Below are 11,652 nucleotides of genomic sequence, written 5' to 3'. Positions count from 1 at the left end.
AAGGACACGAGAAACGGTTTGCCATGACACGCGACACCACCCGCGACATGATCCGCGACCCCTACGACGGCCCGTCGCTGAAGCGCCTGTTCAATCCGCAGAGCATCGCCATCGTCGGCGTCTCCTCGCGCGAGACGTCGTTCGGCGCGCGTTTCGTCGCCAATCTCTATGCCTTCACCGGCCGGCTCTACCTCATCAACCCGAAGCGGGCCGAGCTTTATGGGCGGCCCTGCTATCCCTCGCTGGCGGACCTGCCGGAGGCGCCCGACTGCGTCGTCATCGCCACCGATCTGAAGACCGTCGAGCCGATCTTCGAGGATTGTGTCGCGGTCGGCGCGGGGGGCGCGGTCGTCATCGCGTCCGGGTTCGCCGAGACGGGGGACGCCGAAACCGCCGCGATCCAGACCCGCCTCGCCGCGCGGGCGGCCGAGACCGGGGTGCGCCTCAACGGCCCCAACACCATCGGCTTCGTCCACTACGAGTCGCGCGCCGCGGCGACGTTCCTGTCGGACCTGCGGTTCGAGCGGTGCTGGGAGCAGCCGCGGGAGGCGCGGCGCATCGGCTTCATCAGCCAGTCCGGCGCACTGGGGCTCGCGTTCAGCCAGGCGGCGCAGCGTGGCGTCTATTTCAGCGCCGTCCTCACCTGCGGCAACTCGGCCGACGTCAACCTCGCCGACTGCATCTCCTATCTCACCTGCGATCCGGACACCGCGGTCATCTCCTGCCTGCTGGAGGGGATGCCCCACCCGCGCCAGATCGAGACCGCCGTGCGCAACGCCACCGCGGCCGGCAAGCCCGTACTCCTCTACAAGATGGCGAAGGGTCAGGAAGGCGCGCGGGCGGCCGCCTCGCACACCGGCAACCTCGCCGGCTCGCAGGACGCCTACCGCACGATGGTGGAGCGCGCCGGCGGCATCTACGTCGACAGCTACGAGGAGCTGCACGAGCTGTCCGCCTTCTTCGCCAAGGTCGGCCCCCCGGTGGCGGACGGGACGGTCGTGATCGCGACGTCGGGCGGTGCGGCGATCATGGCGGCGGACGCGGCGGAGGTGTCCGGCGTGCCCCTGCCGCAGCCCAACGCCGAGGTCGCGGCGACGCTGGCGGCGCGGATCCCCGAGTTCGGTTCGGCGCGCAACCCGTGCGACGTCACCGCCCAGGTCATCAACGACATGGAATCGCTCGAGGTCTGCATCCGCGCGGTGATGAGCCAGCCCGAGTACAACTCCGTCATCGTCCCGCACGTCCTGGCCTATGAGACGAGCCTGCCGCGCATCGCGCTGATGAACGAGATCGCCGGCCAGTCCGGCAAGCCGATCATCGTGCCGTGGCTGACGGCGTGGCTGGAAGGGCCGGGCGCGCTGGAGATCGAGGAGGCGCGGCACCTGGTGCTGACGCGCTCGATGGACGTGTGCTTCAAGGCAATCGCGCTGTGGACCGACTGGCACGCCCGCCGCGACCGGCCGCAGGGCGGCGGCAGGGTGAGCGACCCGGCGGCCGCCGCACTCGTCGCGCCCAAGCTCGTCGGTCCCGCCCGCACGCTGACCGAGCGTGAAGCGAAGGAGGCGCTGGCGGCCTACGGCGTGCCGGTGGTCGGCGAAGAGGTGGCGCGGACGGCCGAGGAGGCCCGCGCGATCGCCGAGCGGCTCGCCATGCCGCTAGTGGTGAAGATCGATTCACCCGACCTGCCGCACAAGACAGAGGTCGGCGGCATCGCCCTCGACCTGCGGACGCCGGACGCCGTCGCGCAAGCCTTCGCGCGCATGATGGAGACCGTCGCCGCCGCCGCTCCCTCCGCTCGGATCGACGGCGTTCTGTTGCAGCCGATGGTGCCGCGGGGCGTCGAGATCGTCGTCGGCGCGACGGTGGACGCGGCGTTCGGTCCGCTCGTCGTGGTCGGCCTGGGTGGCGTCCTCGTCGAATTGCTGCAAGACAGTGTGGCCGCTCCGGCCCCCGTCACCGTCCAAGAGGCGCACGATATGCTGCGACGCTTGCGTGGGAACGCCATCCTCGATGGCTTCCGCGACCTCCCCGAAGTCGACGTCCCGGCGCTCGCCGCCGTCATCGCCCGCGTGTCCGAGTTCGCCGCCGACCATCGGGGCCACGTTGCAGAGCTCGACGTCAACCCGCTGATCTGCCGGGGTGCGGACATCCTCGCGGTCGACGCGCTGATCGTGACGCACGACCCGGCCGCGGCCGAGGCCGGCCCGACGATGGTCGAACCGGCATGAGCGCGGGGGCGATCGACGGGGTCCGCTCCATCACGCTGACGGTCAAGGACCTCGCCAAGGTGCGCGACTTCTACGTCGACGTCGTCGGTTTGCGCGTCCTCGACGAGGCGGCGGGCGTGGCGCACCTCGGGGTCGACGGGGCGGCTCTCCTGGAGCTGGTCGCGGACCCGGCGGTCACCATCGGTCAGCCCCGCTTCCCGGGTCTCTTCCACACCGCTTTCCTCCTCCCCTCGCACGCCGACCTCGGGGCCTGGCTGCACTTCGCCGCCGGGCGGCGCTACCGGCTCGATGGCGCGGCCGACCATGCGGTGAGCGACGCCGTCTACCTCTCCGACCCGGAGGGCAACGGCATCGAGATCTACGCCGACCGGCCGCGCGAGACCTGGCCGTGGAAGGACGGCGAGGTCCAGTTCGTCAACGATCCGATGGATTTCGAGGGGATCGCCGGTCGCGCCAAGGCGCCGTGGCAGGGGGCGCCGGCGGGCACGATCGTCGGCCACGTCCACCTGCGCGTGGGCGAATTGGGCGCGGCGCGGGCCTTCTACGGCGAGGTGCTGGGGCTGCCGGTGACCGCATCGCATTATTCCGGTGCGATGTTCTACGGTGCCGGGCGCTACCACCACCACCTCGGAACGAACATCTGGGCGAGCCGCGGCGCGGGGGCGCGGCCGATCGGCACCACCGGCCTCGCCCGGGTCACCTTCACCGCGATCGACGCGCCGGAGCCGATCGCCGCCCGCGCGGACAAGGCCGGCATCCCGGTCGAACGGGTGGACGAGGGCATCGTCCTCGCCGATCCGTGGGGCACGCAGGTCCTCGTCGCCGCGTAGGCCGGCCCTCGCGCCGGGTCAGCCGGGCAGCTTCCAGGTCGAGGTGGCGTGGGCGCACAGCCGCCCTTCCTCGTCCGTCAACCGGCTCTCCAGGAAGCACATGGTGCGGCCGCGACGCAGAAATCGTCCCTCCGCCGTCGCGAGGCCCGGCCCCACCGGGCGCATATATTGCGTCTTCATCTCGATCGTGGCGGTCCCCGTCGCGCCGGTCGCCTTGTTCAGGAGGTGGCCCATGGAGATGTCCATCGCCGTGGCGACGATGCCGCCGTGCAGCGTCCCCTGCGGGTTGAACATGAACGGCTCGACCCGGAACCGCACGCGGCAGGCCTCGACCTCTCCCGCCGGCACGCCCTGCGGCAGATAGGTGAACGTCGCCCCCAGGAGCCGCGCCAGGAAGAAGGTCTCGAAACCCGGCGCCTGCTCGGCCAGCGCGGTGTCGATGCGGGCGCGGACGGCGTCGCCGTCGATCTCGGAATGAGCCACGCTCAGGCGTCTCCCTTGGTCTCTCGTGCGGGTCACTGTCACACCCCGGTGCGGGCGCGGGCAAGGGCGCGCCCCGCCCCGCTCCCAGCGCGTGGCGGCATCCCGGGGGGGCGCGGTGTTCGGCCGCCCTATTCTGTGCCATCACACATATTCGCGGCGATCGTCGCGCCCCGCGCCGACCCGACGAGGAGCCTGCATGTCCGTCATCGCCACCCCCCGGACGTTGACGGACCAACAAGCGGGCATCGCCCTCGGCCTCGTCACCGTCGCCATATGGGGCGCCTACCTCGCCATGAACCGCTACGGCACCGCCTCGGGGCTGACGATGGCGGACCTGACTCTGCTGCGTTTCGGCCCGGCGGCGCTGATCCTGCTGCCGTGGTTGCTGCGCCACGACCCGGCGCGGCTCGCCGGGGTCGGCTGGCGGCGCGGGCTCGTCATGACGCTCGTGCTGGGCCCCGGCTTCATGTACCTGGCGGTCGGCGGCTACTATTTCGCCCCGCTCGCGCACGGTGCGGTGTTCCAGCCGTCCGGGCTCATCGTCTCCGGGCTGGTGCTGGGGGCACTGGTGCTGGGTGAATCCGTGCGGCCGATCCACATCCTGGGGATGGCCGTGATCATCTCCGGTCTGGCGCTGGTTGCGGGACCGACGCTCTTCAGCGGCGGCACGCACGCCTTCATCGGCGATATGCTGTTCTTCACCGCCGGCAGCTGCTGGGCGCTGTTCACCGTCCTGGCGAAGAAATGGGCCACCCCGCCGATCGCCGCGGCGGCGATCATCGCGGTGCTCTCCAGCGCGGTGTTCGTCCCCTACTACCTCGCCACGCAGTCGTTCGACCGCCTCGCCGCGCTGCCGCTGCCCAATCTCCTCAGCCAGCTGGCGGTGCAGGGGGTGCTCGCCGCGGTCGTCGCCACGGTGACGTTCACCCGCGCCGCGCAGCTCATCGGCGCCGGGCGCGTCTCGGCCTTCCCGGCGCTGGTGCCCGGCTTGGCGATCCTCATCGGCGTACCGATCACCGGCGAGTGGCCGGGGCCGGTGCAGGTCCTGGGGATCGCGGTGGTGGTGCTGGGGCTGCTCATCTCGATCGGCGCGTTCCACCGCCCGCGCCGCTGAGTCCGCCTATTTGGTGTCGAAGCCGACGAAGATCTGCGTCTGGCGGGTCTCCGAGACGGTGACGTTCTCGTCGACGAAGGCCCAGTCCTTGGATGGCCCGTCGAACTGGACGTCGACGGTGTGGACCTTGCTGTAGGTGGTGTCGTTCCCCTCGCGTACGGCGACCCGCAGCGGCAGCGAAATCGAGCGCGTGCCCCCACCCTTCGGCCCGCGCACGATCCGCCCCGCGACACCGACGCGCACCCGCATGCCGGTCCCGCTCGGCGCGCACTCGCGCGCGGTCTTGGTGATGGAGGCCTGCCACTGCAACGCGTCGTCACCCCCGCCCGCGGCCTCGCGCCGCACGACCTCGGTATCGGGCAAGACGTAGACGCCGGGGCACTTGGCGCTGTTCTGCGGCACGGACGCCGGCGTCGGCTCCGGCTTCTGCTCCGGTCCACCGCCGACGTTGAGCAGCGAGGTCACTCCGCCGACCGCATCGTTCACGCTGCTGTTGCCGCAGCCGGCCAGGCTCAGCGCGGCGATCATCGCCAACGCTGCCGTCACTCGATACGCCATCCGCGGCCCCGACCCTCGATGCGACGCGTCGCGTCGATTGCACTCCATATGCCCGCGCTCCTTGACTCCGTCGCGCATCGCTCCTGTATGACGTTCGTGATCGCCAATCAAATGCGGAGTGACGCCGTGATGACCGAGCGTGCCAACCTCAACGTCGTCCTGTGCGCGCCCCGCGGCTTCTGCGCGGGCGTCGATCGGGCGATTCAGATCGTGGAGATCGCGCTCGAGAAGTTCGGGGCCCCTGTCTACGTCCGCCACGAGATCGTGCACAACCGCTACGTTGTCACATCCCTCGAAGAGAAAGGCGCCGTCTTCGTCGAGGAACTCGAGGAGATCGAGGAGGACGACCGTCCGGTCATCTTCTCGGCCCACGGGGTCCCCAAGGACGTCAAGGCGGATGCGGCCGCGCGCAACTTCTTCTTCCTCGACGCGACCTGCCCGCTCGTCTCCAAGGTGCACAAGGAAGCCGAGATCCACTTCAAGCGCGGGCGCGAGATCATCCTCATCGGCCACGCGGGCCATCCGGAGGTGGTCGGCACCATGGGCCAGCTGCCCGACGGCGCGGTGACCCTGGTGGAGACCGTGCGCGACGTGGTCAAGCTCGCGCCGCAGAACCCGGACAACCTCGCCTGGATCAGTCAGACGACGCTTTCTGTGGACGACACGCGCGACATCGTCGCCGCCCTGGGCGAGCGTTTTCCGTCGATCGTCGGCCCGCACAAGGACGACATCTGCTACGCCACCACCAACCGGCAGGAGGCAGTGAAGGCCGTCGCCTCGGACTGCGACGCGATGATCATCGTCGGCGCCCCCAACTCGTCGAACTCGCAGCGGCTGCGCGAAGTCGCCTTGCGGGCCGGTTGCCGGAATGCAAAGCTCATCCAGCGTGCCGCCGAGATCGACCTGAAGCACTTCGCCGGCATCAAGACTTTGGGCATCTCCGCTGGCGCTTCCGCTCCGGAAGCGCTGGTCGAGGAGGTGCTGGACCGCTTTGCAGAGGCGTTCGACATCAAGGTGACCACTTCCCGAACCGCGGACGAATCGATCGAGTTCGCCCTCCCCCGCGCCCTGCGCGACGCACGCACGGTTCAGCCCTCGCTGACCGAGTCGCTCTCCGGCTGAACGGTTCGTGGCGGTCTATACCGCCGTCGACGATCAAGCGCTGACGGCCTTCCTCACCGACTACGACATCGGCGACCTGCTCTCTGCCAAGGGCATCGCCGAGGGTGTCGAGAACACCAACTACGTCATGATGACGACGACGGGGACCTACATCCTCACGCTGTACGAGCAGCGTGTGGATGCGGCGGACCTGCCGTTCTTCCTGCATCTGATGAACCATTGCGCCGACAAGGGCATCGCCGCGCCGCAACCGCTGCCGCGGCGCGACGGTGCGCTGCTGGGCGAGTTGTGCGGCCGGCACGCGGCGATCGTGACCTACCTCGACGGGATGGCGACGAAGAAGCCCAAGCCGCTGCACTGCGCCGAACTGGGCCGCGGCCTCGCCGCCTTCCACAACGCGACGCAGACCTTCGGCATGGCACGGCCCAACGCGCTCGGCGTCGCCTCCTGGGGCCCGCTGTTCGACGATTCGCGCGACCAGGCCGACGCGGTGATCCCCGGCATGGCCTCGCTGGTGGACGAGGAGCTGGTGGCACTCGACGCCGCGTGGCCGCGCGACCTGCCGCAGGGCGTCATCCACGCCGACCTCTTCCCGGACAACGTCTTCTTCATCGGCGACCGCCTCTCGGGTCTGATCGACTTCTACTTCGCCTGCAACGACATGCTGGCCTACGACCTCGCCATCTGCGTCAACGCCTGGTGCTTCGAGGACGACCTCGCCTTCAACGTCACCCGTGCGCGGGCGATGATCGAAGGCTACGACGCGGTGCGCCCCCTTTCCGCCGCCGAGCGGGACGCGCTGCCGCTGCTGTGCCGCGGCGCGGCGCTGCGCTTCTGCCTGACACGCCTGCACGACTGGCTGCGCGTCCCCGAGGACGCCCTCGTCACCCCGAAGGACCCGCGGCCCTACTACGAGCGCCTGCGCTTCCACCGCAGCGTCACGAGCGCCACCGAATACGGCCTCTAGGTCGTGGACTCATGGTGTCGTAGCCATAGGCGGGTCGATGCCAAGGCGACGGCGGCCATGAAGTTTCGGGCGAGTTTGTCGAATCGGGTGGCAATGCGGCGGAAGTGCTTCAGCTTGTTGAAGTACCGCTCGACGAGGTTGCGCAGCCGATAGAGCGGTGGTGCAACGGTGCGCATAACACGAACGTTGCGCTGGCTCGGGATGTGGGCGGTGGCGCCTCTGGCCGCACACCATTCGATCAGCGCCTTGGCGCTGTAGCCGCGGTCGGCCACGATGTCCGGTGCGAGTGGGAGCCCGTCGAGGAGGATCGGCGCTGTTGTCTTGTCGGAGGCCTGACCAGCCGTGATTACGAAGCGGATCGGCAGGCCCCGCTCGTTGACGACGGCGTGGAGTTTGGTCGTCAGTCCTCCACGAGAACGGCCAATGGCGTGATCCGGGCCCCCTTTTTTCCGCCGGCTGCGTGCTGGTGAGCCTTCACGATGGAGCTGTCGATGAGCTGGAGCGCGGCCGGCTCTTCTCGAGCAAGTGCCTCGAACACCACCAGCCATACGCCGCGCTTGGCCCATCTGTTGAAGCGATTGTAGACCGTCGTCGATGGGCCATAGCGCGCCGGCAAGTCGCGCCACGGTGACCCGGTCCGCAACACCCAGAAGATGCCGTTGAGGACACGCCGGTCGTCCACACGCTGCTTTCCGGCCGGCGCCGGCGGCAACAGCGGCTCGATGATCGACCATTCCACTTCGCTCAGATCGTAACGTGCCACGCCCCAACTCCTGACTGACAGGAGATTGAATCATGGGCGCGACCATTTGAGAATCCCGGACCATGAGTTCACGACCTAGGCGCACGGCACCGTCGATACCGCCCCCCGTTCGGTTGCCACCGGCGGGCGGGCGTGGTTCCACGGCGCGGTGCCAGCCTGCTCCCCCAGCCAAGAGGATCCCATGACCGCCGACGCCCCTGCGGCCACCCCCAAGGTCGTGATCTATACGGACGGCGCGTGCAGCGGGAATCCGGGTCCGGGCGGCTGGGGCGCGATCCTGACCTATGGCGCGCACGAGAAGGAGCTCTACGGCGGCGAGGCGCACACCACCAACAACCGCATGGAGCTGACGGCGGCGATCAAGGGCCTGGAGGCGCTGAAGCGCCCGACCGAGGTCGAGATCGTCACCGACTCGCAATACGTCCGCCAGGGCATCACGCAGTGGCTTGCGAAGTGGAAGCGCAACGGCTGGCAGACCGCCGAGAAGAAGCCGGTGAAGAACGACGACCTGTGGCGTGAACTGTCGGACCTGACGCAACGTCACAAGGTGGAGTGGTCCTGGGTGAAGGGCCACGCCGGCCACCCGGAAAACGAGCGCGCCGACGAACTCGCCCGCCAGGGCATCAAGGACATCCGCGCCGCCCGATAGAGCCCTTCCCGTCCCACGGCACGGCGTCGCCGGGCGCCCCACGGGGACGGCCCGCCGGTGCCTGTTCCTCGGAGCCGACCGTCGCTGAAGCCCGATCAGGTCCGAGGCGAGGGGATGCGCAAGGCCGCAGAGCGACCGCAGGGAGCGTGCCTTGCGCCTCGCCTCGCCTCGGGCCAGGGCTTCTTCGGCGACGGTCGGATCCGAGGGACAGGCACCCCGCCCTGTTCCTTGGTGAGACCCGAGCCCCTGGCCGCGGTTCTCAGACCTTCACGACCCGGTCCAGCGCCATCAGCGTCTCAAGGAACGCGCGCATGTCGGTGAGGGGGAGCATGTTGGGTCCGTCGGAGGGCGCATTGTCGGGATCTTGGTGCGTCTCGACGAAGACGGCCGCGACGCCGACGGCGACCGCCGCGCGCGCCAGGGTCGGCACGAAGCGGCGGTCGCCGCCGGAGGAGCCGCCGCGCCCGCCGGGCTGCTGCACTGAGTGGGTGGCGTCGAAGATCACCGGCGCGCCGGTCTCGGCCATGATCGGCAAGGCGCGCATGTCCGACACCAGCGTGTTGTAGCCGAAGGAGACGCCGCGCTCGGTCAGGAGCACGTTGGGATTTCCGCTCTCGGTCACCTTGCGCACGACGTTGGTCATATCCCAGGGCGCCAGGAACTGCCCCTTCTTGACGTTGACGACACGCCCGGTCTCCGCCGCGGCGACGAGGAGGTCGGTCTGCCGGCACAGGAAGGCGGGGATCTGCAGAATATCGCAGGTGGCGGCGACGACCGCACACTGCTCGGCGGTGTGGACGTCGGTCAGCACCGGCACGTCGAACGTGCGCTTCAGATCGGCGAACACCGGGAGGGCCGCGTCGAGCCCCATGCCGCGCGCGCCCTCGAGCGAGGTGCGGTTGGCCTTGTCGAAGCTCGACTTGTAGACGAAGCCGATGCCCAGCTCCGCCGTCAGCGCCTTCAGCGCGCCGCACATGTCGAAGGCGTGGTCGCGGCTCTCCATCTGGCAGGGGCCGGCGATCAGCGCGAGCGGAGCGTCGTTGGCGAAGGCGACGCCGCCGACGTCGACCCGGCCGCGCGGCGCAGTGGTGGTCGGATGGTCCATCATCGCCTCTCGGATTAGGAATTGGGCATTCAATGCCCCGCCCGGAGCCGGCCTTCAAGGCCGTCGCGGTTGCAGCGCCCCTGCTCTCACGGTATGGCCGAGCCTCGCCGACGAGGAGTAAAACTTGGGCACCGTCATCATCATCCCGGCGCGGTTTCCGTCGATCCGGTTCCCGGGCAAGCCGCTGCAGCCGCTGCGCGGTGCCTCCGGCGTCGCCAAGAGCCTGCTGCAACGCACCCACGACGTGGCGCTGAAGGTGCCGGATATCGACGCCGTCTACATCGCCACCGACGACGAGCGCATCGCCGAGCATGCCGCGACGTTCGGCGCTGCCGTGCTGATGACGTCCGACCAGTGCCGCAACGGCACCGAGCGGTGCGAGGACGCGCTCGACAAGCTGCCCGCCACGCCCGACCTCGTCGTCAACCTCCAGGGCGACGCCCCCCTCACCCCGGCGCATTTCGTCACCGAGCTGATCGAGGGCATCGGCGACGCGGCGGTCGCGACCCCGGCGCTCCTGTGCGACGACGAGACCCTGGCGCGCTTCCGCCAGGACCGCGCCGCCGGGCGCGTCGGCGGCACCACCGTGGTCATGACCCGCGAGGGCCGCGGCCTCTACTTCTCCAAGGAGGTCATCCCCTACGTCGCCGAGGGCAAGCCCGCCCCGCCGGTCTATCACCACGTCGGCCTCTACGCGTACCGCCCGGCGGCGCTGCGCCGGTATGTCGGCTTCGAGCCCGGCCCGCTGGAGACGCACGAAGGTCTGGAGCAGCTGCGCTTCCTGGAGAACGGGATCGACGTGCAGTGCGTCACGGTCGAGGCCCGCCAGTCGATGTTCTGGGAGGTCAATAACCCGGAGGACGTGCCACGGGTCGAAGCCGCCCTCGCCAAGCTGGGGATCGACTGAGCCCCACCGACCAAGGCCCCGGTTCCGCCCCCTTGGCTCCGCCGGCGCGAGCGTCGACACTCCCGCCCGGTTCTGCCACCAAGGGCAAAACGCGGGAACGACAATGAAGAACAAGCTGAAAGACATCTGGGCGGACGGCCGAGGGACGATCAACGGCTGGTGCTCGATCGGCAGCCCCTTCACCGCCGAGATCATGGCGGCGCAGGGCTACGACAGCGTCACCCTCGACCTCCAGCACGGGGCGCTCGACTACTCGATGGCGCTGCCGATGCTCCAGGCGCTCGCCGGGAGCCAGGTGACGCCGCTGGTGCGCGTGCCCTGGAACGAGCCCGGCATCATCATGAAGGCGCTGGACGCGGGCGCGCACGGGATCATCTGCCCGATGGTCAACACCAGGGCGGAGGCGGAGGCTTTGGTCCACGCGATGCGCTATCCGCCCGAGGGGAGCCGGTCCTACGGCCCGACGCGCGTCTCCATCGGCGCCGGTCCGGGCTACTACGCCGCCGCGAACTCGCAGCTCCTGGCCTTCGCGATGATCGAGACCGCGGAAGCGGTGGCGAACGTCGATGCGATCGCCGCGACGCCGGGCCTGGACGGGCTCTATATCGGCCCCGCGGACCTCACCCTCGGCGTCACCCAGGGCCGTCTCGCGCCCGGGTTCGACCGGCAGGAGGACGAGATGGTCGCCGTCATCAAGCAGATCCTCGGCGCCGCGAAGGCCGCCGGCAAGCGCGCGGCGCTCCACTGCGGGAGCGCCCAGTACGCCGCCAAGGCGATCGGCTGGGGGTTCGACATGACCACCGTTTCCGGCGACGTGCGCCTGCTCGCCACCGCGGCCGAGGCGAGCGTGCGCGAGTGGCGCGGTCTCGTCGGCTCCTGAGCGGAGCCGGGCCGAGCACCGGAGCCGCGGCGGTCCGTGCGACACG

At 69.8% G+C, this 11,652-nt stretch carries 12 protein-coding genes; 8 read left to right on the top strand and 4 right to left on the bottom strand.

Annotated features, from left to right (window positions below):
- The first annotated feature begins 23 nt into the window (after nt 1-23).
- Together MRB58_RS19885 and MRB58_RS19880 are read left to right on the top strand one after the other, a co-directional pair.
- Nucleotides 24-2,228 (top strand): acetate--CoA ligase family protein, encoded by a 2,205-nt coding sequence (locus tag MRB58_RS19885; protein ID WP_244778822.1) that lies wholly within the window; start codon nt 24-26, stop codon nt 2,226-2,228.
- Nucleotides 2,225-3,058 (top strand): VOC family protein, encoded by an 834-nt coding sequence (locus tag MRB58_RS19880; RefSeq protein WP_244778821.1) that lies wholly within the window; start codon nt 2,225-2,227, stop codon nt 3,056-3,058. The genes MRB58_RS19885 and MRB58_RS19880 overlap by 4 nt, the downstream gene beginning before the upstream one ends.
- 18 nt (nt 3,059-3,076) lie before the next feature.
- Here MRB58_RS19880 and MRB58_RS19875 read toward each other — a convergent pair whose 3' ends face one another.
- Nucleotides 3,077-3,541, bottom strand: coding sequence for a PaaI family thioesterase (locus MRB58_RS19875; protein ID WP_244778820.1), 465 nt, complete (start codon nt 3,539-3,541; stop codon nt 3,077-3,079).
- Between the two features lie 196 nt (nt 3,542-3,737).
- Between MRB58_RS19875 and MRB58_RS19870 the strand changes: the two genes are divergently transcribed.
- A complete protein-coding gene (locus MRB58_RS19870; RefSeq protein WP_244778819.1) occupies nt 3,738-4,655 on the top strand; it encodes a DMT family transporter in 918 nt (305 codons plus the stop codon).
- A gap of 6 nt (nt 4,656-4,661) precedes the next feature.
- On the opposite strand, the gene MRB58_RS19865 is transcribed toward MRB58_RS19870, so the two are convergent.
- On the bottom strand, nt 4,662-5,201 hold the full coding sequence (locus tag MRB58_RS19865) for a hypothetical protein (RefSeq protein WP_244778818.1): 540 nt from the start codon (nt 5,199-5,201) through the stop codon (nt 4,662-4,664).
- Between the two features lie 141 nt (nt 5,202-5,342).
- Between MRB58_RS19865 and ispH the strand changes: the two genes are divergently transcribed.
- Nucleotides 5,343-6,335 (top strand): 4-hydroxy-3-methylbut-2-enyl diphosphate reductase, encoded by a 993-nt coding sequence (ispH, locus tag MRB58_RS19860; protein ID WP_244782060.1) that lies wholly within the window; start codon nt 5,343-5,345, stop codon nt 6,333-6,335.
- A 7-nt stretch (nt 6,336-6,342) separates the two neighbouring features.
- Nucleotides 6,343-7,302, top strand: coding sequence for a homoserine kinase (locus MRB58_RS19855; protein WP_244778817.1), 960 nt, complete (start codon nt 6,343-6,345; stop codon nt 7,300-7,302).
- Here MRB58_RS19855 and MRB58_RS19850 read toward each other — a convergent pair.
- Nucleotides 7,299-8,065 (bottom strand): IS5 family transposase gene (locus MRB58_RS19850; protein WP_244778430.1). Its coding sequence is split into 2 segments (ribosomal slippage): nt 7,299-7,756 and nt 7,756-8,065, totalling 768 coding nucleotides; the frame shifts between segments, so codons are not numbered across the junction. The genes MRB58_RS19855 and MRB58_RS19850 overlap by 4 nt on opposite strands.
- A 181-nt stretch (nt 8,066-8,246) precedes the next feature.
- On the opposite strand from MRB58_RS19850, the gene rnhA reads away from it, so the two are divergent.
- The gene (gene rnhA / locus MRB58_RS19845; protein ID WP_244778816.1) at nt 8,247-8,714 is read left to right on the top strand and encodes a ribonuclease HI; all 468 of its coding nucleotides are present in this window, start codon (nt 8,247-8,249) and stop codon (nt 8,712-8,714) included.
- Between the two features lie 259 nt (nt 8,715-8,973).
- Here the strand turns inward: rnhA and kdsA are convergent, their stop codons facing one another.
- Nucleotides 8,974-9,819 carry a 3-deoxy-8-phosphooctulonate synthase gene (gene kdsA / locus MRB58_RS19840; protein ID WP_244782059.1) on the bottom strand — a complete coding sequence of 282 codons (846 nt, stop codon included), beginning with the start codon at nt 9,817-9,819 and terminating at the stop codon, nt 8,974-8,976.
- A gap of 124 nt (nt 9,820-9,943) precedes the next feature.
- Between kdsA and MRB58_RS19835 the strand changes: the two genes are divergently transcribed.
- Nucleotides 9,944-10,726, top strand: coding sequence for a 3-deoxy-manno-octulosonate cytidylyltransferase (locus tag MRB58_RS19835; RefSeq protein WP_244778815.1), 783 nt, complete (start codon nt 9,944-9,946; stop codon nt 10,724-10,726).
- 103 nt (nt 10,727-10,829) lie between these two features.
- Nucleotides 10,830-11,606: an HpcH/HpaI aldolase/citrate lyase family protein gene (locus MRB58_RS19830; RefSeq protein WP_244778814.1), complete on the top strand. Its 777-nt coding sequence runs from the start codon at nt 10,830-10,832 to the stop codon at nt 11,604-11,606.
- Nucleotides 11,607-11,652: the final 46 nt, after the last annotated feature.

This window comes from Acuticoccus sp. I52.16.1, from assembly GCF_022865125.1.
Taxonomy (GTDB): Bacteria; Pseudomonadota; Alphaproteobacteria; order Rhizobiales; family Amorphaceae; genus Acuticoccus.
This window is presented reverse-complemented; position numbering and strand designations above follow the sequence as displayed.

What these genes read in the sequence shown, in the direction of transcription:
- rnhA (WP_244778816.1), top strand. Translation starts at nt 8,247, where the DNA reads ATGACCGCCGACGCCCCTGCGGCCACCCCCAAGGTCGTGATCTATACG.
- kdsA (WP_244782059.1), bottom strand. Translation starts at nt 9,819, where the DNA reads ATGGACCATCCGACCACCACTGCGCCGCGCGGCCGGGTCGACGTCGGC.
- MRB58_RS19870 (WP_244778819.1), top strand. Translation starts at nt 3,738, where the DNA reads ATGTCCGTCATCGCCACCCCCCGGACGTTGACGGACCAACAAGCGGGC.
- MRB58_RS19885 (WP_244778822.1), top strand. Translation starts at nt 24, where the DNA reads ATGACACGCGACACCACCCGCGACATGATCCGCGACCCCTACGACGGC.
- MRB58_RS19830 (WP_244778814.1), top strand. Translation starts at nt 10,830, where the DNA reads ATGAAGAACAAGCTGAAAGACATCTGGGCGGACGGCCGAGGGACGATC.
- MRB58_RS19880 (WP_244778821.1), top strand. Translation starts at nt 2,225, where the DNA reads ATGAGCGCGGGGGCGATCGACGGGGTCCGCTCCATCACGCTGACGGTC.
- ispH (WP_244782060.1), top strand. Translation starts at nt 5,343, where the DNA reads ATGACCGAGCGTGCCAACCTCAACGTCGTCCTGTGCGCGCCCCGCGGC.